The sequence below is a fragment of the Mycoplasma sp. Mirounga ES2805-ORL genome (assembly GCF_017084445.1).
In the GTDB taxonomy this organism is placed as follows: domain Bacteria; phylum Bacillota_I; class Bacilli_A; order Mycoplasmatales; family Metamycoplasmataceae; genus Mycoplasmopsis.
Genome location: NZ_CP070947.1, coordinates 760,214 through 784,456 on the forward strand (window position 1 = coordinate 760,214; position 24,243 = coordinate 784,456).

At 26.9% G+C, this 24,243-nt stretch carries 22 protein-coding genes, 2 tRNA genes and 1 pseudogene; 15 read left to right on the forward strand and 10 right to left on the reverse strand.

The window, feature by feature from the left end:
* The first annotated feature begins 50 nt into the window (after positions 1–50).
* The 4 genes from JXZ90_RS03245 (at position 51) to JXZ90_RS03260 (ending at position 3,795) form a co-directional block, all read left to right on the forward strand.
* Positions 51–1,289, forward strand: a complete 1,239-nt coding sequence (locus JXZ90_RS03245; protein ID WP_205848337.1) for a hypothetical protein — start codon at positions 51–53, stop codon at positions 1,287–1,289.
* Positions 1,290–1,750: 461 nt separating this feature from the next.
* On the forward strand, positions 1,751–2,470 hold the full coding sequence (gene pyrH, locus JXZ90_RS03250) for a UMP kinase (protein ID WP_205848338.1): 720 nt from the start codon (positions 1,751–1,753) through the stop codon (positions 2,468–2,470).
* The gene (gene frr / locus JXZ90_RS03255; protein WP_205848339.1) at positions 2,470–3,021 is read left to right on the forward strand and encodes a ribosome recycling factor; all 552 of its coding nucleotides are present in this window, start codon (positions 2,470–2,472) and stop codon (positions 3,019–3,021) included. The genes pyrH and frr overlap by 1 nt, the downstream gene beginning before the upstream one ends.
* 3 nt (positions 3,022–3,024) lie before the next feature.
* Positions 3,025–3,795 (forward strand): hypothetical protein, encoded by a 771-nt coding sequence (locus JXZ90_RS03260; protein ID WP_205848340.1) that lies wholly within the window; start codon positions 3,025–3,027, stop codon positions 3,793–3,795.
* Between the two features lie 78 nt (positions 3,796–3,873).
* Here the strand turns inward: JXZ90_RS03260 and rplL are convergent, their stop codons facing one another.
* The 3 genes from rplL to JXZ90_RS03275 all read right to left on the reverse strand — a co-directional run bounded on the left by rplL (position 3,874) and on the right by JXZ90_RS03275 (position 5,636).
* Positions 3,874–4,248 (reverse strand): 50S ribosomal protein L7/L12, encoded by a 375-nt coding sequence (gene rplL, locus JXZ90_RS03265; protein ID WP_205848341.1) that lies wholly within the window; start codon positions 4,246–4,248, stop codon positions 3,874–3,876.
* Positions 4,249–4,279: 31 nt separating this feature from the next.
* On the reverse strand, positions 4,280–4,804 hold the full coding sequence (gene rplJ, locus JXZ90_RS03270; RefSeq protein WP_205848342.1) for a 50S ribosomal protein L10: 525 nt from the start codon (positions 4,802–4,804) through the stop codon (positions 4,280–4,282).
* Positions 4,805–5,012: 208 nt separating this feature from the next.
* Positions 5,013–5,636, reverse strand: a complete 624-nt coding sequence (locus JXZ90_RS03275; RefSeq protein WP_205848343.1) for a hypothetical protein — start codon at positions 5,634–5,636, stop codon at positions 5,013–5,015.
* A gap of 133 nt (positions 5,637–5,769) precedes the next feature.
* Here JXZ90_RS03275 and JXZ90_RS03280 point away from each other — a divergent pair, with 133 nt between their 5' ends.
* On the forward strand, positions 5,770–7,770 hold the full coding sequence (locus tag JXZ90_RS03280; protein ID WP_205848344.1) for an endonuclease: 2,001 nt from the start codon (positions 5,770–5,772) through the stop codon (positions 7,768–7,770).
* Positions 7,771–7,834: 64 nt separating this feature from the next.
* On the opposite strand, the gene JXZ90_RS03285 is transcribed toward JXZ90_RS03280, so the two are convergent.
* Positions 7,835–9,166: an aminopeptidase C gene (locus JXZ90_RS03285; protein ID WP_205848345.1), complete on the reverse strand. Its 1,332-nt coding sequence runs from the start codon at positions 9,164–9,166 to the stop codon at positions 7,835–7,837.
* A gap of 121 nt (positions 9,167–9,287) precedes the next feature.
* Here JXZ90_RS03285 and JXZ90_RS03290 point away from each other — a divergent pair, with 121 nt between their 5' ends.
* Together JXZ90_RS03290 and JXZ90_RS03435 are read left to right on the forward strand one after the other, a co-directional pair.
* Positions 9,288–9,776, forward strand: coding sequence for an MAG0490 family ComEA-like DNA-binding protein (locus JXZ90_RS03290; RefSeq protein WP_205848346.1), 489 nt, complete (start codon positions 9,288–9,290; stop codon positions 9,774–9,776).
* Positions 9,701–11,077, forward strand: coding sequence for an MAG0480 family ComEC-like protein (locus tag JXZ90_RS03435; protein ID WP_371808118.1), 1,377 nt, complete (start codon positions 9,701–9,703; stop codon positions 11,075–11,077). The genes JXZ90_RS03290 and JXZ90_RS03435 overlap by 76 nt, the downstream gene beginning before the upstream one ends.
* Positions 11,078–11,082: 5 nt before the next feature.
* Here the strand turns inward: JXZ90_RS03435 and JXZ90_RS03300 are convergent.
* The 6 genes from JXZ90_RS03300 to mnmE form a co-directional block, all read right to left on the reverse strand.
* Positions 11,083–11,159: transfer RNA gene (locus tag JXZ90_RS03300), tRNA-Arg, on the reverse strand.
* A 4-nt stretch (positions 11,160–11,163) separates the two neighbouring features.
* Positions 11,164–11,237, reverse strand: a tRNA-Cys gene (locus JXZ90_RS03305).
* A 227-nt stretch (positions 11,238–11,464) separates the two neighbouring features.
* A complete protein-coding gene (locus tag JXZ90_RS03310; RefSeq protein WP_371808119.1) occupies positions 11,465–12,460 on the reverse strand; it encodes an NAD(P)H-dependent glycerol-3-phosphate dehydrogenase in 996 nt (331 codons plus the stop codon).
* Positions 12,461–12,481: 21 nt separating this feature from the next.
* Positions 12,482–13,261, reverse strand: coding sequence for a 16S rRNA (adenine(1518)-N(6)/adenine(1519)-N(6))-dimethyltransferase RsmA (gene rsmA / locus JXZ90_RS03315; RefSeq protein WP_205848348.1), 780 nt, complete (start codon positions 13,259–13,261; stop codon positions 12,482–12,484).
* Positions 13,245–14,015: a TatD family hydrolase gene (locus tag JXZ90_RS03320; protein ID WP_205848349.1), complete on the reverse strand. Its 771-nt coding sequence runs from the start codon at positions 14,013–14,015 to the stop codon at positions 13,245–13,247. Before JXZ90_RS03320 ends, rsmA begins: the two co-directional genes overlap by 17 nt.
* Positions 14,016–14,022: 7 nt before the next feature.
* Entirely contained in the window at positions 14,023–15,357 is a 1,335-nt protein-coding gene (gene mnmE, locus JXZ90_RS03325) for a tRNA uridine-5-carboxymethylaminomethyl(34) synthesis GTPase MnmE (RefSeq protein ID WP_205848350.1), read from the reverse strand.
* 202 nt (positions 15,358–15,559) lie between these two features.
* Between mnmE and rplU the strand changes: the two genes are divergently transcribed.
* The 8 genes and pseudogenes from rplU to JXZ90_RS03365 all read left to right on the forward strand — a co-directional run bounded on the left by rplU (position 15,560) and on the right by JXZ90_RS03365 (position 23,827).
* A complete protein-coding gene (rplU, locus tag JXZ90_RS03330) occupies positions 15,560–15,859 on the forward strand; it encodes a 50S ribosomal protein L21 (protein ID WP_205848351.1) in 300 nt (99 codons plus the stop codon).
* A gap of 4 nt (positions 15,860–15,863) precedes the next feature.
* Positions 15,864–16,112, forward strand: a pseudogene (rpmA, locus tag JXZ90_RS03335) (50S ribosomal protein L27); the annotation flags it as partial.
* 300 nt (positions 16,113–16,412) lie between these two features.
* Entirely contained in the window at positions 16,413–17,621 is a 1,209-nt protein-coding gene (locus JXZ90_RS03340) for a replication-associated recombination protein A (RefSeq protein WP_205848353.1), read from the forward strand.
* 20 nt (positions 17,622–17,641) lie between these two features.
* On the forward strand, positions 17,642–18,604 hold the full coding sequence (pheS, locus tag JXZ90_RS03345; RefSeq protein ID WP_205848354.1) for a phenylalanine--tRNA ligase subunit alpha: 963 nt from the start codon (positions 17,642–17,644) through the stop codon (positions 18,602–18,604).
* Positions 18,594–19,271, forward strand: coding sequence for a uracil-DNA glycosylase (locus tag JXZ90_RS03350; protein ID WP_205848355.1), 678 nt, complete (start codon positions 18,594–18,596; stop codon positions 19,269–19,271). The genes pheS and JXZ90_RS03350 overlap by 11 nt, the downstream gene beginning before the upstream one ends.
* The gene (locus JXZ90_RS03355) at positions 19,271–21,445 is read left to right on the forward strand and encodes a phenylalanine--tRNA ligase subunit beta (RefSeq protein WP_205848356.1); all 2,175 of its coding nucleotides are present in this window, start codon (positions 19,271–19,273) and stop codon (positions 21,443–21,445) included. Before JXZ90_RS03350 ends, JXZ90_RS03355 begins: the two co-directional genes overlap by 1 nt.
* On the forward strand, positions 21,445–22,686 hold the full coding sequence (gene glyA, locus JXZ90_RS03360; RefSeq protein ID WP_205848357.1) for a serine hydroxymethyltransferase: 1,242 nt from the start codon (positions 21,445–21,447) through the stop codon (positions 22,684–22,686). Before JXZ90_RS03355 ends, glyA begins: the two co-directional genes overlap by 1 nt.
* Before the next feature lie 13 nt (positions 22,687–22,699).
* On the forward strand, positions 22,700–23,827 hold the full coding sequence (locus JXZ90_RS03365; RefSeq protein WP_205848358.1) for an MrcB family domain-containing protein: 1,128 nt from the start codon (positions 22,700–22,702) through the stop codon (positions 23,825–23,827).
* Positions 23,828–24,243 lie beyond the last annotated feature (416 nt).

The following is a 24,243-nucleotide window of genomic DNA, read 5'->3' on the forward strand; positions in this document are numbered from 1 at the left end:
CTAAATTTTTTAGTGCAAATTTTAAACAAAGAATTAAAAAGGATAAATATATGAAAATAAAAAAAATATTAAATTATTTTGGTGCGGTTGCAACAATATCGGTTCCATTTTCAGTTATTTCTTGCAATAACAATGACAAACAAAATGTAAAAGAACAAAATAAATTAAAAGCAAATGATAATTTAAGTGAAAATGAAAAATCTAAATTAGAACTAAAAAATCTTATAGATCGTAAAAATTATGAATTATCTAAATATAATGAAATTCAATTTTTAGAAATTAAGAAAAATTTAGAAGAATCATATCTTCAAGCTCAATCAGTATATAAAATGAACAATTTAACAACTGAATCAGCAAATAAAGCAAATAAAGAATTAACTATAGCAATACAAAAAGCAGAATTAGACAAAGCCACAATTGAAAAAATATTGTGGTCTAAAGATTCGGATGGGATTCTAGAATTAAAAATAATAAATGGTTCAATAAATAAAGCACTTGACTTTAAAGGCAAAGCGTTTAGCAATCTTATAAAGGAAAAATTAAATAATGCAAATGCTACTAATAAGTTAAAGAAGGAAGCTTTTGATAATTTAGATTCAACAAAGACTCTAATTAATGAAATTAATATTGCACAAAATAAAATTGAACAATTAAATAAAAGCGATAAAAATGTGGAAATTGAAGTTGAAGGTGTAAGTCACAAAATTTCTGAATGAGTAGAATTAGAAAAAAATGAATTATCAAGCATTGAAAAACTATCAAAGGAAAAATCATATAATTTAGCTTTAATAAAAACTGATTTTAATGCTCAAAAAGCATTTGATAGAATAAACGCAATTCCTGAAGACAATAGATCTGATTTTGCTAAACAATTATTAATAGATATTCAAGAACTTATGAAGAATGTTAATGATAAAAATGTTAAAATTGACAATAAAATTAATGGTTTAAAACAATTAATTGATTCATGACAAACGGAAAAAGTAAAGCCTAATATTAAACAAAAATTTGATGAATATATAGCTGAGGCAAATGAATTAGACGAAGCAAATAAAAAGTATCAAAATGCTCTAAATAATGCCATTAGTTTAGATGCAGAATGAAATTCAGCAACCAAATTAATTGAAAAAGTTAAGGCATATTCAGGTGTACAAAAAAATGAATACATATCATTAGATGTTCAAAAAGTGTATACTCCAAATATTATTAAATATATATTTTATTTATTTGTTTTGGAAGACACAGGGGCTGAAATACCTGATGTTGTTAATGAAATGCTTATGAAATAGTTAAATAATGAAAATCCTAGCTAGGCAAAACTACTTGGATTTTTTTAATAATTTCAACTTGAATATTTAAAATTTCTAGTGCATTAGAAACGGTTATTTTTTTAAATTACTTATAAAACAGACTAAAAAGAAAATTATTTAATTAAAATAATTGTAATCATTTATTATTGATAATGTAATAACTAAGTTTGATTTTTTTATCATTTAAAATTAAAATTAGATACTTCGAGCAATAAAAATGTTATTTTTATATGCTAATAAATTACTATAAAACATTGTCTATTAAATAGCATTAAAGATATGGTTTTTATAAATAATTTATTTTTAAATTAGTCCAAAACATGTTTTTATTTTCATATTACCATATGAATATTAATATTATTAAATTATGAAAATGTTATTTATAATTTAAAATATAAAAAAATAATTATAGTTTGTAATTATTTTAAAAAAGGAGACTAATGGCAAAATACAAAAAAATATTAGTTAAGCTTTCGGGAGAAGGTTTAGTTAATAAAAGTAAAAATTTAGCAATAGATTATGAACTTGTAGAAGATATTGCTAATCAATTAAAAAAAATTGTAAAAGATGGAGTTCAAGTAAGTATTGTAATTGGAGGTGGTAATTTCTTTAGGGGAGCAAGTGCTGAAAAAAATGGAATTCCTAGAAATAGAGCAGACTATATAGGTATGCTAGCTACTATTATGAACGGTTTAGCTTTGAAGAGTGGATTTGAAAAAGTTGGCTTAAAAGCTAGAGTTCAATCATCAATTAATATTGATTCTAAAGTAGCTGAAAATTATATCAACGAAAAAACACTTAAATATTTAAGTGAAGGAGAAATAGTTATTTTTGTAGGTGGAACCGGAAGGCCATATTTCACAACAGATACAGCAGCAACTTTATTTGCAAGCGAAATAGGAGCTGAAGTTATATTAATGGGTAAAAATAATACTGAAGGTATTTATGATTCTGATCCTAAAACTAATGCTAATGCCAAAAAATTTGATAATATCACATATGACGAAATATTAGATAAAAAACTACAAGTTATGGATTTAACTGCAACAAGCATGGCTCGTGATAATAAAATTAAATTAATTGTGTTTAATATTAAAGAAAAAGATGCAATCGTAAAAGCACTTAATGGAACTATAAGCCACACGGAGGTAACTAACTAATGGAATTAGATTTATATTTATTACAATTAGAAGATGAGGCTCAAAAAGCAATAGACCACTATGCTTTTGAGTTATCTAAATTATCAACTGGACGTGCTAATCCACAAATAATTAGAGGTATTAAAGTTAATTATTATGACACATTAACACCGCTTGAAGAATTAGCGAGTGTTAGTGTTCCGGAACCTCAACAGCTTTTAATTAAACCATATGATGCCTCAGTTGTTAATGAGTTATGCAAGGTTATTCAAAATTCAAATTTAGGTGTTAGTCCAATTAATGAAGGACACCAAGTTAGACTATCATTTCCACCTCTAACTACTGACCGTAGAAAAGAAATGATCAAAAACATTGCTAAATTTACAGAAAATGCTAAAGTGGGAGTTCGTAATGCTCGCCAAAATGTAAATAAAGCAATAAAAGATGATGAGGATCTTTCAGAAGACGTTGAAAGAAGATTTTTAGAAGAAGTTCAAAAAGTTGTTGATAAAAAAATAGAACGTATTAATGAAATGACTCAAGCAAAAGAAAAAGAATTAATGTCACTTTAATCTATGCTCAAAACGTTTGATCCTAAAAATATTGATCCTTCAAGAACACTAAATGTTTCATACATAGTTCTTGATTGCATATTTTTAGCTTTATTAACCGCTCTATTGATATATCAAAAAAAATATTTAACATTAATTTTTGCTCTTTTTGGAGCAATACTATATGTAATTGTAGATTTTGGAATATTTTATGCTGCCTTAGGATCAAGACATGTTACAAATAATTTTGTAGATAAGATGAACAATAATGAATTTGGAGTGTCCAACACATTTTGATTCCTATTGTGACTATCAACTAGTTATGGAATGACAAATTTTGTTCTAATTTGGCTAGCACTTAAAAAAGACAAAAATTTAAAATATTATGCAACCTTAATTGTCATTTGATGGTTTTGCGCCCCTTTATTATCTGAAATGGCTCCATCATCACAAGAAAATAAAATTCACATTTGAAGAGAGACTGGCAATTATCACTGAGTAATGGCTCTTATACTAGTTATTGGTTATTTTGGTGCAATTATCTACAATATAATTTCCAAAAAAGAAAAAATGCCAATTTTTAGAATGCTAGCAATTGGTATCTTGGTTCAATTTGGTTGAGAATTAGCTTTACTTGTTAATAATATTAGAGAATTTAAATTCGGTCCATTAGTCATAGATTCTTTAATCGAAACAAATCTTGGAATTCCTTATATTTGATGAATTCAAAAAGTTGTTAATAAATACGTCTCAGAAGATTTTTCACCAAGATCAAAAATAGAAGTATTAGAATAATTTAACTTGCATTTTTGCAAGTTTTTTAATTAAAAAAAATGTCCCCAAGCGGAGACAATTTTAAATTAATTTATGAAATTATTTAACTTCAACTGTTGCGCCAGCTTCAGTTAATTTAGCTTTTAATTCTTCAGCTTCAGCAACTGTAATGTTTTCTTTTACTGTTGCTGGTAAAGTAGAAACTAATTTGTTAGCATCTAATAAAGCAAGATTTAATAATTCTTTAACTGCTTTAACGATAGGTAATTTTTTACCATTATCTGCAGTAATAAATACTGATACAGAAGATTTTTCTTCAGCTGCTTCACCGGCTGCTGCAGGAGCTGCTGCAACAGCAACTGCTGCAGGATCAATTCCAAATTCTTCCTTCATTGCTTCTACTAATTCCATAACTTCTTTAATTGACATTTCTTTTAATGCAGAAATGAATGTATCTTTTGTTAATTTAGCCATTATAATTTTCCTTTCGATTATTTTTTATTTATTATTTTTCTTCTTTTTCACTATACATTTTTAATGCAATAGATAGTTGTTGAAGTGGAGATATAAGTGAACGACCAAGTAATGATAATGCTTCTTCATAATTTGGCAATGTAGCAACATCAGCCACACCTTTAGCATCAATAACTTTTCCTTCAAAAATACCAGCTTTAGGTTTTAAAAGTTTAAAATCTTTAGCAAATTTAGCGATTAATTTAGCAGGTGCTATATCATCAGTTTCACAAAATGCGAATAGATTAGGACCAACTAAGTGTTCATCTAAACCTTCAATTTTTGCATCTTTAGCAGCATATTTAAAAATTCTGTTTTTATAAACTTTTATATCAATGCCTTGTTTTAAAGCTTCTTTTCTTAATTGAGTAATTTCAGAAACAGAAAGACCACGATATTCAGCAATAATTAAAGATTTTGCATTTTTAAGTTTCTTTGCTATATCTTTAGCAAGTTCCTTTTTTTGCAATTTTAATGCAGATTCTTTTTGATTAGACAAAGGATTTCCTCCCTTCATAATTTATTTAATTAACAATACAAAAAACTATTAACCTATAATTTGGTTATTCACGAGATACACTCGGTAACAAATTAAGCTCTTAAGCAGTTACTTTCTTTATGTATTGCAACAATATAATACTATAAATTTGTATAAAGACAACATTTTATTTATAAAGACAATCAATGCAATAATATTAAGTTAAAAAATAAAATAATAGTTTATGCTATTCTATTATTTCTCAATCATCTTTATTTGTTATATTTTCAACTAATTGTTTAAAAGCCTTAGAGTTTTTAGTTTCTTCAGGCGTCATGCTATTAAAGAGCAATAATTTACAATCTTTTGTCTTATTAGCTTTTATAATGATGTTAATTATGTCTTTGTAATCTTCTGAATTATCTTCATAATTTTGAATAATTATTGTGTCATATGAAATAATTTCGATTTGTTTAGGCTGTTCTTTAATAAAATTTGAAATAACTTCTGGATCTTTATCGCGGTTAATTTCGATACCTCAGTGCTCTCTACAAAAATTTGTAATATTGTCTGATAAACTATTAACTGTATCAACTTTGCTTTTAAATCTACGGATATTAAGAATCTTTCTATCTCTTTTTAAAATTATCAATTTATTAACAAAATCTTCTTGACCAGAATCAACACTATTTTTTACCATTAAGTTTGTTTTACTTAAAAGTTTCAAAATTTTATTTTCTTTTTCTGTTAAAGGTTTATTTTTTCACTTTTTGTATTGAATGTGTCCGTGGATTAAAAATATTACATATATAAAAAAGGCAAACAAGAACGGAAATAAAATTATTTCAAGTACAACTATAAGAATATCCATATAGATTTATTATATTTTACTTTAGCAAATTGTGATAATTGGTAATTAATATTTATTAATAAATATCATTTTTTTGATTGAAAGTAACTATCTCTATTAAAATAAAGACACAAAACATATTTATAGGAGCTTTATGAAAAAAAGTAAATTTATTAAATTAGGTATTTTAATAGGTACGATTCCATCAACTATTTTAATATCTTCAGCCTGTAATGGTTCAACAAAAAAACAGGAAGATAAAATATCTGAATTAGACAAAGCCAAAAGTGATTTAAGCAGTGTTCTTGAAGAAGCTTTTGAATTAAAAAACGATTTAAAAGATAAAAAATATTTTGAAATATCGATCCCTATAGTTAAAGCAATAAATGAAACTATAACCATTTTAGACGATGAATCGCAAGAATATCAAGCGTTAAAAAACAAAGAAAAAGAACTTAGAACATTAATTGAAAATACAAGAATAAAAAAAGTATCTATAGATGCAAGTTTTACAAATCCCTCATTGAGTATAAATGAACAAAAATCAAATTTATTTAATTTGATTGGACAAGCGAATACTATTGTTTTAAGTTTAAATGGCAAAAAATACGAATCAATAAAAACTAAATTTTTAAATGAAGTTAAAAAAGCTCAAACAGTTTATGAAAATAATGAATCTAAAATTGATGATTTTATAGAAGCTGGTATCAATTTACAAAAAGCAATTAAAGTAATGATTCAAGCAAAAGAAGAATTAGATAAATTAAATACTAATTCAAATAAAAAGAATGAAAATGATCTAATTGGTAAAAATATTCAATTTGCTAATTGAACTATAAATCAAGATAATGCATTCAAAATTTCAGTTGACTTAAAAGAAAATGTTAGGGAACTAATTACTGGGAAACAATTAATTTATGATTATAAAAGAAAGCATATTATTGTCTGAGAATTAAATAGTAAACCCTCTAAAGATGAGTGAGAAAGTGCAAAAGTTATTTTTGTGCCTAAACAAGAATCTCCAGAAAGTGATTTCCAATATTCAAATATATCTTTTGAATTTGATGACGTAACAAATAGGCTATTTTTATCTTACAAAACAGAAAAATATAATGGTTATTCAAAACCGGCATTTATATCAAATGAGATATATAAAACAATATTTAATCTAAACCCTTCTTCTAAAACCGGCTTAGATGATAATGCAATTCCGCAAACAAACAATACAGTTAAGGAAACTTCTAATGAAGGTTCTACAGGAGGAACAACTACAACAAAACCATCTGTAGTTGGTGATGTATATTCTAATCTCGTTGCTCCATCAATTAAAACTGCTAAGGAAATCAAGTACGAGTCAAGCGATTTCTACGATTCATTAGAAGGTAAAAGTGGTACTGCTCTAATTCGGGCACTTCGCGAATTACAAGCGAAGTATAGAAATAATACTGGTGGCTATAATGATTTATATAAAACATATGAAGATTCATTTGTTGATAGATATTATGAAAATAATAATCAATTATTATGTATATACGCTGAGGTTCCAAGTGGCAAAGACCCTTATGAGTACAATTTTAGTCAAAAAGGCGGTAGTGGACGAGAAGGAAATGGCTGAAATAGAGAACATATCATAGCGCAATCATGATTTGGGAAAGCAGCACCTATGAGGAATGACGCACATCATGTTTGACCTACTGATGCCACAGTTAATGGAAAACATGGTAATTTTCCATACGGTAATGTAAAAACAATTGATTATAAATCACAAAATGGCACAATAGTTGGAACTGGATATGAAGATGGACAAGAGGTTGTAGAAGTTATTAATGAGTTTAAAGGCGATGTAGCAAGAGCACACTTATATTTTGCACTAACATATTATGATAAATCATTAACAGGTACATCAGGCCCTAGATTCTTTGAAAAAGTTAATGGAATTAATACAATTAAGGAACCTTTTTTAAAAACAATGCTTGAATGAGCTAAATATGATCCTATTACACAATTTGATTTAGATAGAAATAACGGTATCTATAAACATCAACACAATAGAAATCCATTTTCAGATTATCCAGAACTAATTGATGTTGTGTTTGGAAATAATACAAGTTATGTCTTCCATAATCATGGTTTTGCTAAAGAGTTAATATTTTAATAATTTAATAAAAAAAGCACTAATGAATTTTAAATCAGTAGTGCTTTTATTTTTTGCAAGTAAATTATTTAGCCAATGCACCCATTGGGTCTCATGGAGCTAATTCAATAACTTTTGAAGTTTCATAGATTTTAACTAAATCTGCTGGTAAGTATTTTTTATCAATCATAATTTGATATGTGAATTCATCAAATCATTCATCGCTCATTGAAAATACACCTTTTTTACCAATCTTTTCACCTCATGAGTTTTCAACTTGTCAATTAATAGGTTTTCCATTTTCATCTAAGTTAACTCCTGTGAAAACCATAGCGTGTGTCAATAAACTTTCTCCATATTCAAGTCTTTGTGCTTTAGTTCAATTTGGAGTGTAGCCTAATGCTTCTTTATAGTTGAACATGTTGTGATCCATGATACCTAATTTGCTAAAGCTCATTTTTCCAACATCACAACCAAATCAAACTGGTTCACCTTCTTTAATTGATCTTATTGCAGCTTCTTTTAAAACATCAATTTTTACATTTAAGTGTTTAATAGGTTTAGCTTCAACAATATTTCCTAAGTACTTAACTGTATAGACATTGTTAAATGGTTTATCTTCAGTTGGGGCATTAATAACACTAACTTTGTCATCAAGATTTCAACCAACGACTGTTTTGAAAAATTCAACTGGTGTCATTTTAGGTAATCTATTGTATTTACCATCAGCATCTTCATATTCATATTCAACATATTCAGGAACGGGTCCTAAAGCCTTAACAAGAACGTTATAAATTAAGTAAAGATATTCTTCCTTCATCTTTTCTAATTTAGTTATATCTTTAGAGTTTTTGTATTCTTCTCTTAATTCGTGAGCAAAAAATCTAAGCATACTTAATAAATTACTATTCATTTCAAATGTATTTGATGAGTTATATGTTTCAGGCATATGATCTTTAGGAACTACACCATATTTTGATAATATTCCACTAAACATATCTCATTGTCCACCATCTTCAAGCGGACTTTTTAGTAAGTGAGCAATAATTCTTGAGTCTGTTTTTTCATTAACGGTTTCAATAATTGCATTTAAAAAGTAATTTGATCTTTCCATCTTGTCTCAAAAAAATGTGTATGTTTGAGAAAATTCAGTAGTTTTTAGGTTAAATTTTTTCATAGTGTCTACTCTAGCTGTGTTTAAAGCAGCAAACATTCAACAACGACCACTTGAATTTTGTTCAGTTACATCACCTTTTTTTGTTGTGTCTGAAAACATAAAATTATGTCTTTTAATAGCATCTCTATTTAAAGTAGCTTGTCTTAAACCAACTTGAGCAATAGCAGCTTCCACTGCTTTATTACTCTTATCAGCATTATATTTTTTCATAAATTTTTTAATTAATTTATCGTCTATCATACTTTCTCCTTATTTTTTTATTATTAAATATTATCTAATCTTACTCTTTGAGACTAAAAACAACAAAAATATTTTTCCATTTTCAAATTTGTTTTAAATAAAAGGAAATAAATAGATGAATATGAAACGAAAAATTTGATTATTTGGTTTTTTAGGAATAGGTTCAGTAGTTACACTTTTGTCAACTATTGGCTTTAATAATTCAACAAGAGCAACTTTTTCAAAACCGAATAAATCTACTTTTTTTAATATTGAAGTTAAAGGTGCTATAGAAAGACCAGGTATTTATAAATATGATAAACCTATTGAATTAAGAGTCTTTTTAAATTTTGTAAGACCTCTTATTGAAGCTGATTTATCTAAAATAGATCTAGATAGACAAATTGCCAATTCATTAAAAATTTATATTCCATATAAGAAATGCTCTATTTCTTGAACTTCTCTCAATAATATTAATCAACTTGTAAATTTAGGCATTAGAAAGAACATTGCTTTAAAAATTTTGAAATTTAGAAAGGAAAATGACAAAACAACGTGAAAGCAATTAAGTGACTTAAAAGGTGTGGGAATAACTACAATAAAAATTTTGAAAAAATATTTGGTGTTGTAAATAAGCAATTATTTATTTTACTAATACCTATATTTTTCCACTTGTCTATAAAATCACCCCAAAGTAAAACATTATGATTTTTAATAACTGTTGTTTTACTACTTTTTTTACTTTTATTTAATGCTAAGTATTTTCTAGTTGCTATTTTATTAATTTTTTTATACATTTTTATAAGCACAATTCAAGAGTATAAACTTTCAAAATTGAATAATGGAAAGTATTTAGTAACCGGCTTTATCACAAAATGCAGCGAAAAATATGCAATTATAAGAAATGAAAATAATAATGTTCTTTTTATTTTAAATAAATATGTATCACCAACGCCGGTTGAAGAGGGATCAAAGGTTGAAGTCTATGGTGTACTTACAAGTATTAATAATTATCATTTTGATAAATATTGGATGCTATCTAATAACATCACTTATTTTTTAAAAAAGCCAACAATTTTCAAAATAACAAGAACAGGCTTTTCTATTAAACAAGTAATTTATGAATATTCGTTTAATGAAAATTATTATTTTTCAAAATATTGAAGATTAATAGTTTTTGGATATGGTGATAGCCAAATAACCAAAAACTTTATCAAGTTAAATATTGTTCATTTGATTGTCGTTTCGGGATTCCATATAGATCTAATATATATGATATTTTTTAAAATAAACTACAAGAACAAAAGATGATTAAATTGAATATTTTTTATTTTAGTATTTTGATATATCACATTATTAAAAAGCAAGATATCTGCATTAAGGGTATTTATTATTTATTTATTTCATAAAAATTTTAAGTTTAAGTATATAGAATCTTGGCTAATATCATTTTTCGTTATATTTTTAATCAATTTTAATGTTCTTTTCAATATTGGTTTTATTTTTTCTTATTCCTTGTCACTTCTAGTTTATTTAATAAATTTTTTAAATTTTTCCAAAGTTAGAAAACAGTTAATGGATATATTAAAATTGGTGTTGATTTTTATTTTCACTATTCCCTTAATTTTAAAAGTTAATGGACAAATAAATATCTTTAGTTTTTTAATATCTATATTATTTGTTCCACTAATTGAGTTAATTTATATTTTTTCATTGTTTTTATGATTTAGTCCAGTATTCCTTAATTTTGTTTTTTATTTGTTCGATACATTAATTATGTTTTTTATTAATATAAGTTTTTATATTAAATTAAATATATCTAGTTGGTTATTTGTCGATTTATGAATATGTTTAAGTTTTTTCTGGATTTTCTTGATATTGCAAAAGGAAAATAAAAAAAACAACATCAAGTTGTTTTCTAGTCACATATAGTGAAATGGCGCGCTCGAGAGGACTTGAACCCCTAACCTCTTGGGCCGTAACCAAGCACTCTGTCCAATTGAGCTACGAGCGCACTTTGGAGGCACCAGCGGGACTCGAACCCGCATAGAAAGTTTTGCAGACTCTTGCCTGGCCGTTTGGCTATGGTGCCTTGTTAAATAAATATTTGCCTTTGAATTATACCTTTTTTTGGATTTTAATACAAATTTATTTATAAACTCTAAAATACATCAAAATATTTATGACAAGGTACATTTTCCAAAAATGAGCCAATATAATTTTAATTAATATTTCTATCTTTTTAATAATTTTTATGAATTATTTTTTATTACAATAATTTATTTTGAAAAGCATATATAGAAAACTGTGCATAGTTGTTTATCTATAAAATTCAATAAAATCTAAAAGATCTAAATGATTTTTTCCGTTGTGAAGAACATCAATTATGCTTCTTAAAAAAGGAACGTAAAGATTTGGGAATTTTTTTAAAATGTTATTTAAAGTTTTCGCTGTATGATATCCTTCAACTGTTTTATTATTGATTTCTAAAGCTTTTTGAATTCCGTATTTTGCTACTTGTGTACCAAAAGTGAAATTTCTACTTTTTGGACTTGAACAAGTTAAAAATATATCACCTGTTCCTGCAAGTTCAAAACCTAGTATGTCATTAGAATCAGGGAATAATGCTCTATAAATATTATGAATTTCTTTAACACCTACGCTAAGTAAAGCCGCTTGCGGATTTTGATATGGATGAAATTCTTTAACCATTCCAATTCCAATAGCTAGTACGTTTTTAAGAGCAGCAAAAAGTTCTGAACCATGCTCATCATCATTTACAACAAGTCTAAACCTGTCATTGTTAAATATTTGGGAAATTTCTTTTAAAAACTTAGGATTTTGTCCAACAACATTAACCATAGTTAATTTATTTTCAAATACCTCAACAGCAAAAGATGGCCCAATTATTGAACAAATATTATTAACAGTTCCTTTAAATTCGTCTAATATTACTGTGGAAAAGAATTTGTTAGTTTTGAAATCTATACCTTTAGCAACATTAATAATGTTTATTTTTTTGTCCTTAACAATATCTTTTATTTGTTTAATAACGTTGTTGAAAGCTGAAGAAGGCACCGCAAGAACCATATAGTCAAAATCCTCTAGTGCTTCATTTAAATTTAGTGTAGCAACTATGTTTTTTGGATTATTGAATTTTTGGGTTCCGAAGTATTTTGAGTTTATACCTTGATTAATATCATCAACCTCATTTTGGTCAATTCCCCACATAGTTATTTTGTGATTATTTTTTGCAAGAACGGTAGCAAGACCGCTAGCTCATGCTCCTGTACCAATAAATGTAATTTTTTTCATTATTTTCCTCGCTGATTAGTATTAATAATTTAAATCCTTGAATAATAATACTATATCTTCAACCGATAGTTCTTGAATTCTTGTATTTTCTGATAAATTCATTCTTGAAAAAGATGTCTTAATTTTTTCTAAACTGTATTTTGTTTTCAATGAATAAATTAGTTTTTTTCGTCTGGCTAAAAAACATAATTTAAAAAAGTTTTTAAGCTGAGGGTAATTATCATTTTTATCGTGTTTAAATTCTAAGCTTATTATTGCAGAATCAACTTTTGGAGCTGGATTAAATGCTCCATTCGGAACAATAAATTCTTTTTTTACATTTGCAACGTATTGGCATGTAACACTTAATTTTGAATAATCTTTACTATTTATTTGTGAAACTATTCTATCGGCTACTTCTTTTTGAACCATAAGAACAGCTTTTTTAAAATTAAATCTATAGTCAAGAATTTTCAAAATAATATCACTTGTTAAATTGTATGGAATGTTACCAACAATAACATAATCATGATATTTTTTTAAATCACTTTTTAAAAAATCTTCATTAATTAAATTATCAGAATTAAAAATTTTATTATTAATAAGATAGTCAATCATATCTTTATCTATCTCATATCCTATTAATGATTTTGCACTCTTATTTATTTCTCTTGAAATTGCTCCCATTCCTGGTCCTATTTCAATTATGTTTTCATTTTTTGGGTGTATGACATTTATTATTTTTTCTATATAGTTATTATCTATTAAAAAGTTTTGGCCGAATCTTTTTTTTGCTTGAATTTTATTATTTTTTTGAAACATTTAATTTAAAGAAATTCTTCGCGTTTTTGAATACGATATCAGCCATTTTTTCTATTGATAATTTTTTAATTCCAGCAATAAATGTTAATGTGTAAATAACATAATTTGAATAGTTTCACTCTCCTCTTTTTTGTGCGGGAGTTAAATAAGGTGCATCAGTTTCAGTGAGAATTCTATCAACTGGTAGTCAATCAACAACTTCAACCGTTTTTGCAGCATTTTTATATGTTACAACTCCACCAAAACTAAAATAACATCCTAGATCATAGAATTTTTTGGCTCATTCAAGATTTCCAGAATAAGTATGTATCATAAACTTTACATTTTTGTAATTTTTTAAGATATCATAAAGTTCTTGATAAGCATCTCTCATGTGAATAACAACAGGCAAATCATATTTTTGAGCTATTTTTATTTGAGCATTTAAAGATTCAATTTGAGTGTTTTTAGGTACATCTTTTCAATAAAAATCAAGACCTATTTCTCCAATGCCTTTTACATCTTTTGTTAATTGATTTTCTATTGTTAAACCATCAATTGCACCTTTAGTTTCTGTTGGATGAATCCCAATTACAGGAAATGTAAAATCAAAATTTTTACATATATTTATAACTTCATTATTTTCTTTTTCGTTACATCCAGTAATCATCATAATTGATACACCCTTGCTATATGCTTTTTCAATAACTTTAAAGTTATCTTTATAATATTCTTTTAAGGGATGGGTATGAGCATCAACGTATTTTATTGCCATTTTTCCTCTACTTTCCTAGACAAAAGTTTTTAAACATTTCATCTAATAATGATTCATTGTCAGCACGACCATTAATATCTACTAAATTAGCTCAAGCTTCCCTAACATCTATTATTGTTAAATCTAAATCGTTATTATTATTTATTGTTTCGATTGCCGAATTAATAGATTTTATAGCTTTTTTAATCAAACCTAATTGTCTTGCATTATTTAAAAAGAAGTTATTTTCTAAATCAATATTATTAAATGATTCTGTTAATTTATCAGTCAAAATGCCTAGGTCTTTTTTATTAGCTTCAATGTATATGTACTCTTCTTTTTTGTTTTTAATTAAGTCTTTTTTGTTAAATACTATTAGGCTATTTTTATTAAAATCTTTAATTGTTTTTTCAATTTTCTTGTCCATATCATTTATTTTTCTATTATCTAATAAATGAATAACTAAATTTGCATTTTTTATTTGTTCAATAGCTTTTTCTATCCCTGCTGACTCAATTTTATTTTTAGAATTTCTAATTCCTGCTGTATCAAATAATTTAAATAGAAAACCTTTAACTTGTACTGTTGCTTCAACAATATCTCTTGTAGTTCCGGGTGTATCAGTTACTATTGCTTTTTCTTCATTTAGTAAAGCATTTAGTAAAGAAGACTTGCCAACATTAGGCTTGCCTACAATGGCAATCTTAATTCCATCGAAAATTATTCTTGCATCCTCTGATATTTTGGCTAAATCTTCAATTTGTGCTTTAAGTTTTGAGAGTTTATCAACAAGTTCCTTATTAAAAATATTTTCAATATCTTCATATTCTGGATAGTCAATATTTACTTCCATTTGTCCAATAATTAAAGCCAACTCTCTTGTTATTTTTTGTAAGTATTCTTCTGTTTTGTTGTCAAAATTTTTAATAGCTAAATCAACTTGCTTTTTAGATTGAGCGTGAATTAAATCATTTATAGCCTCAGCCTTAACTAGACTCATTTTCCCGTTTAAAAAAGATCTTCTACTAAATTCTCCTGGTGTGGCTAATCTAGCACCATTTGCAATTAAAAGTTCAAGAATAATGTTGGTAATAATTACTCCTCCATGGCAATTAATTTCAACTGTATCTTGGCCAACAAAATTATTCTTTCCAATAAACCAGGCCACTAAGACTTCGTCAATTAATTTATTTGAAAAATTATCAATAATTTTACCAAATGTTATTGATTGATTTTTGCCAATTTTACCCGTGAATATTTTTTTTGTTATTGTAATAGCTTCTGGTCCTGCAACTCTAATTATAGATATTGCTTGGTTTATTTTTCCTCCAGAGCTAATTGCTGCTATTGTGTCATTAAACATATTTTAATTTTACCTTAAATTAAGTTTAATATTCTAATTAGGTTCTTCTCTTTTAGCTTATTAAAATCAACATTTTTTTAATTATTAATATTTAATATTTTTACTATAATATAAAACGTTACTTTTGTAACCATTCTAAAAAGGTTTAAGTTTGTTTAATGCAACACCTTAAAGATGAGCCACAAAATCAGAGGAGATAAGCATGATTGCTATAATCGAAACTGGAGGCAAACAAATTTTAGTTAAAAAGGACCAAACAATCTTTATTGAAAAAATAGAAGGTAAAGAAGGTTCTGAGGTAACTTTTGAAAATGTTTTATTAGTGGACAACAAAGTTGGTAAACCATTCGTAAAAGGAGCAAAAGTTACTGGAGAAATCCAAAAGCAAGGTAAAGCAAAAAAAATAGTAGTATATCGTCACAACGCTAAGTCAACACACAAGAGAAAACTTGGTCACCGTCAACCTTACACACGTGTACTAATTAAGAAGATCGAGGGATAGTTAAATGGCTCACACGAAGGCCGGTGGTTCTACTAAGAACGGCCGCGATAGTCGCGGTCAAAGACTCGGGATTAAATTAGGTGACGGACAATTCTGTACAGCAGGATCAATTATCTTTAGACAAAGAGGTACTAAAGTTTTCCCTGGAACAAATGTTGGACTTGGAAAAGACTATACACTATATGCTTTAATTACTGGATATGTAAAATTTGAAAAACGTAGAAATCGTACATATGCCTCAGTATATGAAAATAGAATTGAAGGTTCAAATTCTTCAAAAGAAGTAAAACCTACAATTAAAAAAGAAACTGTAGTTAAAGAAAAGAAAGAAGCAGTTAAGAAAACAACAAAAACAGCTTCTAAAAAAGCTACAACTTCAAAACCAGCTGCTAAAACAACAGCTAAAAAAACAACAACTAAAAAATAAGTTGTTGTAAATATCATTAAGACTAGGGTCACCCCTAGTTTTTCTTTTTTAAAATTAGTTTTGGGAATTTTTAATTTTTGTTAAATTTACTAAAAATATATTAATAAATGATTAAAATATAAAAATATGAAAAATTTAGCAAATAAGTTGAGACCTGAGACATTAGATGACGTTGTTGGACAAAAAGAAGTAGTAAGTTTATTAAAAAAAGTTGCTTCTAATAAATTGACCAACAGTTTTATTTTCTTTGGTGAAAGTGGTGTTGGCAAAACATCATGTGCAATTGCTCTTGCAAATGACCTTGAATTAAAATATGAATTATTTAATGCTAGTGTCGATAAAAAGGAAGACTTAATTAAAGGACTTCAAAATAATGAGCTTTTAATAATTGATGAGATCCATAGGTTAAATAAAGATAAGCAGGATATTCTATTATCATTTTTAGAACTTGATAAGGTGACAATCTATGCAACAACAACAGAAAACCCATATTTTAAAATAAATCCTGCTTTAAGAAGCAGAATGCAAATACTGCAATTTAATAAGCTAAGCGAAGAAGAAATGTTTTATGGTATAAAAAATATTCTCAAGAAGCATTACTCTAATTTAATAGTCGAAGATAAAATAATCAAAATCCTCATTAAAAATTCAGGTGGTGATTACCGGTTTTGCATAAATAATTTACAAATGATTGCTTTATTAAATAAGGATAATAAAATAACGGAAAACGATTTAAAAAGTGTTATTCCAAATATTAATTTTTACTCGGATAAAGATTCAACATCTCATTACAATAATCTCTCAGCTTTTCATAAATCACTTAGAGGCAGTGATGTAGATGCAGCATTATATTATGGAACTATACTTTTAAAAAGCGGAGATATTGAGGGCTTATTTAGAAGATTGACAGCTTGCGCCTATGAGGATATTGGTTTAGCTGATCCTAATATAGGTCTAAAAATTGAAGCTGCATATAAAGCTTTTGAAAGGTTAGGTTTGCCAGAAGCTAGGTTGCCAATTTATTATTCAATAATAACTATAGCTTTAACTCCTAAAAGCAACACAATTTACGAAAGCATTAATAAAATAGAAGAATATGTAAATCAAGGAAACATTTTTGAAGTTCCTTTACATCTTAGAGATGGGCATTATAGTTCAGCTTCGAAACTAGGTATAGGTAATTACATTTATCCTCATGATTATCCAAGGCATTTTGTTAAACAAAAGTATTTACCAAAACAGGTTAAACAATCATTTTTTGAACCTTGTGAAAATGATTCTAAAAAAATTAAAGAATATTATAACTTTGTTAAAAATGAATTTAATTCAAAATAACTATAAATAAAGGAGAAAAGATGAATATAGATTGAGAAACAATAAAATCTTTTGAAGAACTTAAACAAGCAAAAAGTAGAGTTTATTCAAAAGATGGCGAATTAGCACAACTACAACAACAAATAAGAACAGCTTCAAATGAAGAACGAAAAGAAATAGGCCAAAAAATTACAGATTTAAAGAGTTTTTATGAAGGCAAATTTAATGAAGTTACAACTAGATTAGAAAGAGAAAAAATAAATAAAATAATTAATGCTCAGTATATTGATGTGACGCAACCTATTAGTGATTTAGGTTCTTTACATCCAATTACGTTGATTGAAAATAGACTAAGGAATTGATTTAATCAAAATGGTTATTTTGAATCAAAAGCTGGAGAAATAGTAGATGATGAATATAACTTTGAAAGACTAAATATTCCAAAAGATCATCCTGCAAGAGCTATGCAAGATTCACTATATATTGATGGAATTAAAAGAATTTTATTAAGAACGCACAACACCGGGATAAGTGCACTTGAACTAGAAAAAAACAAAAATAAAACAATTAATAATTATGCTATTGGTAAGGTTTATAGAAATGATGAGGATGACGCAACTCATTCGCATCAATTTACCCAACTAGATTTTGTTAGCGTTAGCAAAGTTAGTTTTCCAAACTTAATTTGAACATTAAAGTCTCTTTTAAGTTATGTATTTGAAACTGATTTAGAAATCAGATTGCGTCCAAGTTATTTTCCATTCACAGAACCTAGTGTTGAAGTTGATATATGGTATAAAAATAGGTGAATTGAAGTTTTAGGTGCTGGAATGTTACATCCTAATGTTCTTAAGGCTGCGGGTTATGATACAAAAAAATTTAATGGATTTGCCGCTGGAGTTGGTATTGAACGTTTAGCAATGATTAAATATGGTATTAAAGATATTCGTGAATTTTATAAAAATGATATAAGAACTTTAAATCAATTTAATCATGAAAAATAGTTTTAAATGATTTCTTGACGAAGAGTCTCAAAAATACTATTTTAAAAAAATAGTTAATAAGCTTGATCAACTTGAACAGTCTGGTCAAACTATATATCCTAAGAAGAAAGATAGATTTAGAGCCTTAGATTTTTTTAAACCTAGTGAAACTAAATTAATAATTATTGGTCAAGATCCATATTTTTTAGAAAATCAAGCTGATGGCTTAGCGTTTAGCACGAGAGATTCCAAATGTCCAAGAAGTTTGCAAAATATAATAAAGGAAATTAAAAAAGATTATCCCGAAAGTGTTTTTGAAACTTATCAACTTGATTATTGGGCTAAGCAAGGGGTATTACTACTAAATGCTGTGTTAAGTGTTGAAGCTAATAAGGTTAACTCACATATTGATTTAGGCTGGAAAGAATTTATTTTTAACTTATTAGATTTTGTTCTAAAGCATAATTCGAAAGTAATTTTTGGTTTATGGGGTAATAATGCTAAAAAGTTATTTGAAGAATTTAAGACAAAATTCAATTATAAAAATATAACTTATTTATTAACTTCTCATCCTAGTCCCTTAAGTTATTCAAAAACCAATAGATCATTTAAAGACTCTATGTTCTTTAAAAAAATAAATGAAATGCTTGAATCTGAAATTGATTTTAGCATTAGAAAGGTGGAGTAATGATTATTTCATTAAAAGAATTAAATAAATTTATGTCCGATATTAAATTGGACGTAAATATTGAAAAAGTAATTAATAGTATTGGATACGAAGTTGAAAGTATAACTAAATTTTCCGATGTTGAAGGTGTAAAGATAGGTAAAGTTCTAGATGTTTCTAAAAATGAAAACTCAAAAAATTTATGAATCGTTAAACTTCAAACTAAAGATGGAGAAACTACAATACAAACAACAGCTACAAATGCAACTGTAGGTTGCTATACTGTGTTTTTCCCTGTGGGAGCAAAAAAAGGGGATATTGTTTTTGCTGCTAAAACAATGGCTGGAATTGAAAGCCGAGGAATGATGGCTGGATTTAATGAGTTGGGTTATGATGCTTCAAAATTACCTTTTAATCCTGACGATTTAATTATGACCAAGGAAAAAGGAATTAATTTAGAAACAGATCCGGTTAGTTATTTTGGCTTAGACGACTATATAATTGATGTAACTACACCCGCAAATAGAAGCGATATTAATTCATATTATGTTTTAGGTCAAGAAATAGCCGCATACTACGGAACTAAATTCCATTGAATTTCTGATAAGGAATTGAAGGTTGACTTTAAGTCGAAATTAAATGTTAATAGAGGTTTGGCCAAGGAACTATCTTTTATTGAAAGTAAAATAAATAAATCACATACACCATTACAAGATATTCTATTTTTAGCAAGACATGGTGTTGAAGCTAAAAATAATTATGTAATAGATTTAACTAATTTAAACTTAATTCTAACTGGTGCGCCAACTCACGCTTATGATCGTGATTTAATAGATAATGAAATAACATGTATTGACTATTCTGGTAATGTTACATTATTAGGAAATAAAGATGTTGAAGTTAAAAATGTACTGGCCATTAAAGATAATGAAAAAGTTATATCTCTAGGATGTGTAATGGGATGTGAGTCTAGCGCCGTTACACAGCAAAGTAGGAATATTGCATTTGAAATTGGAAATTTTGATTCAAAACTTGTACGTCATGGTGCTAAGGAAATTAAATTAGATAGTGCCAGTTCTATTCAAGGTGGCCGGGGCGTGAATCGGGAAACATTAATAATTGGAATGAAATATTTAGCTCATAGATTGAAAAAAGATAATAATTTAATTTCCAACTTTATTAATTTACCAAAAAGTAAAAAAGGTACTCCAGTAATTCAAAATCGTAAAAAATTAGCTCTTTATGCAAATTGTGATGTTAAAGACTTAAAAAAATTTAAAGATGTTGAACAAAAACTTGAAACAATAGGTTTTGGTATTCAAAAAAATAGAATAGTTGCACCTGCTTATAGAAGTGATATTTCAAATTTTGAAGACATAATCGAAGAGTACTTTAGATTTTATGGTTATGATAATTTCAAACCTATTGCCCCAAAATTAGATCCTTTCAAGGTTGGAAAATCTAATTTAAATAAAAACTCATTACAAGCAATGGGATACCAAGAAATTAGAACCTTTACTCTAACTGATAAAGAACAAGCCAAATTTAACCCCTTTGGATATGAAAAAACTATTGAATTGGAAACATTTGTTTCTAAGGAAAGAGAAGCTATCAGAAATTCTATAATACCTTCAATGTTAGAAGCCGCTGAATATAATCTAAAGAGAAGAATTGATGATATTAATTTCTTTGAAAATGGAATGATAAATAATAACGAATATGTCTATGGAATAGTGACAAACGAAAAATCTTTTAATGAATTAAAACGTGATGTATTTAATATCTTAAGAACAAAAAATATACAGTTTATGCCATTTTCTAATAATCAATTTATTCATCCTAATGTTAGTGCAAAGATAATGCTTAATAATGAGATGATTGGCTGAATAGGCAAGGTTCATCCAAACTTTAATAAAATTGATGTTTTTGTTGCTGAATTTAAGGATATACATTCAGATCAGATTAAAGAGTTTGAAGATTATGACCATAATCCTTTGAAAAGTATAGATTTAACATTTAATCTTCAACTTAATGAAAATATTGATAATACTATAACTAGAATTAAATCGGTTGCTAAAATATTTAAAATTAAACAAATAGATAAGTTTATAAAAGATAGTATAAAAGCTGTAACCTTACGTGTATTTTCAACTAATGAAGAAATAGATAAAATTAATAAGGAGTTCAATAAATAATGTATAAAAAAATTAATTTAGATGACAAAATAGTTGAAGAAGCTATCAATAATGAAGTTAAAAGACAAAATGAACACATTGAATTAATTGCTAGTGAGAATTATGTTAGTGAAGATGTTTTAAAAGCAACAGGTAGCGTTTTAACAAATAAATATGGTGAAGGATATCCAGGCAAAAGATATTATGGCGGTTGCGAAAATGTGGATGTAATTGAAAATTTAGCAATAGAAAGAGCTAAAAAATTATTTAATGTTAAATACGTCAATGTTCAACCTTATTCAGGAAGTGTTGCAAATGCCGCTGCGATAGCTGCTATTGCAAAACCCGGAGATAAAATTATGGGACTTAGCCTTTCATCAGGCGGTCATTTAAGTCATGGATATAAAATAAGTTTTTCAGGATTATTTTATGATGCTATAACTTATGAAGTTGATGAAAACGGGTTACTAGATTATGAACAAATAAAACAACAAGCTCTTAAAGAAAACCCTCAAGTTATTATTTGCGGCTATTCAGCGTATTCAAGAATTGTTGATTTTAAGAAATTTAGAGAAATTGCAGATGCTTGTGGTGCTAAACTAATGGCCGATATTGCTCATATCGCTGGATTAATAGTTGGAGGTGTTCATCCTTCTCCTGTTAACTACGCAGATGTTATTACGACTACAACTCATAAAACTTTAAGAGCAACACGCGGCGCTATGATAATGACTAATGATGAAGAAATAGCTAAAAAGGTTAATCGTTGAGTTTTTCCTGGATATCAAGGAGGACCATTATTTCATGCTATAGCAGGTAAAGCGGTTGCTTTTGGCGAAGCATTAAAACCTTCTTTTAAAACCTATGCTAAAAATATTGTAAACAACTCTAAAACTTTTGCTCAGGTATTTATTGACAACAATATTAAAGTTGTTTCTGGAGGTACAGATAATCATTTATTTACAATAAATGTTTATGATTCATTTAATATAACAGGCAAGGAAGCTGAAAATAAATTATCTGAAATTAATATAACAGCAAATAAAAATACAATACCTTTTGATACTCAAAGTCCAACAGTCGCTTCTGGTGTTAGATTAGGCACGGCCGCTATGACATCAAGAAATTTTACTAAGTGAGAAGAACTTGCTTTAATAATTATTGAATGTTTAAAAAATAATGGTGATCAAAAAGTTGTTAAAAAACTAAAAAATAAAGTTTTAAAACTTACAAAAGAATTCCCAATAATAATCAAATATTAGTAAGGTGGTTTTTATGAAAATGAGAGAAGTATTTATTAAAATTAAGGATGAATACCTTAATGCTAAAAAACAAAAATTTTCTAATAATAAATTAGCACAATTCATTAGAAGCATACCAGAAATGAAAAATGAATATAGTTTTGATTTCATTAGTAAAAAATATAAAGTTGATGCTTCTCCCGGCAAAGGAGGATGAGTAAGTAGTCCTTGAATAGGTATTTTAGATCCATCAGTTACAGAGGGCGCTCAACGAGGATACTATGTAGTTTATTTTTTCACAAAAGACATGAAATATTTATATTTATGTTTGATGCAAGGGTTTACTTATTTTAAGAAAAATTATAAAAATCATGAAGAAAGATGTTTAAAAGTATCTAAAAGATGAAGAACTTTATTAAGCTCTAGATCTATAAAAGATACATTTTTCGATTTGCCAAATAACGAAGATAATCTTGATAAAAAATATATATCTGCTTATATTTGTGGAAAAAAATATCTTACATCAGAGCTTCCTGATGAAGAAGTTTTAAAAAGTGATTTATCAGAAATGTTAGGTCTTTATGGTGAATTAATAGGTAAAATTGGTAATAGATCATGAGAATCTTTAACAAGAAACTTTGCGAGTGAAGAGGAAGATTTTGAAGAAGATGTAGTAGAGCTTGAAATCCGCTCGCAAAAAAGTATAAAGAGTGTAAATAACCTTAAAAGAGTTGTTGCAAAAACTAAAGAACAAAAACTTGATGAATATAAAAGAAAAATTGAGTTAGGCGAGCAAGGAGAAGAGTGATTAATTGAATATTTAAAAAGAGAAGGTGTATATACAGGTAGCGAATATAAAATCGAACATACATCTAAATATGAAGGGGACGGCACTGGATATGATATTAAAATCTTACATAAAGGAATTCCGTACAAGTATATTGAGGTTAAGACAACTAATGAGGATTTAAATACTCCTTTTTATATGAGTAAAAATGAAGTTGAATTTTCTAAAAATAATAGTGATAAATATTGTTTATATAGAATCTATAACTTTATTAATAACAATACTAATGACAAACCGAAAATCATATCAGGTAATGTTTTGCAAAAAGTTGAATACAAGATTCATGAAGATTATATGGTCACAAGAATTAAGTAGGTAATTGATATTTTTTAAATATATTTAAAACAATAAATTAATAATATACTTTACTAATATACCTTTTTATAATACCTTTTGTCATTTTCTAAACAAAGGTTTTTATATTTATCAGGCATCTTTCTACTCTTATTCTATCACAAAAAGAATAATGGATAGAAAATCGCAATTTTAAAATATTTAAACTTTTTAATAGATTATTAAGGCTATTAATTTATTAGCGATTTTCTCTAAGAATATTCTATAAATCTTTAACTTATTAAATAAAAAGAAGTAAAAAACCTCCTTATAAAGGTGGACAATAAAAATTAACATTTCAAAGTGTTAATTTTTTTGTACACAACCACTAGTTATAAGAGGTACCCCATTAAAAAAATTAAAAACAGAAACTGAAAGGATTACTGAATATGTCGAGA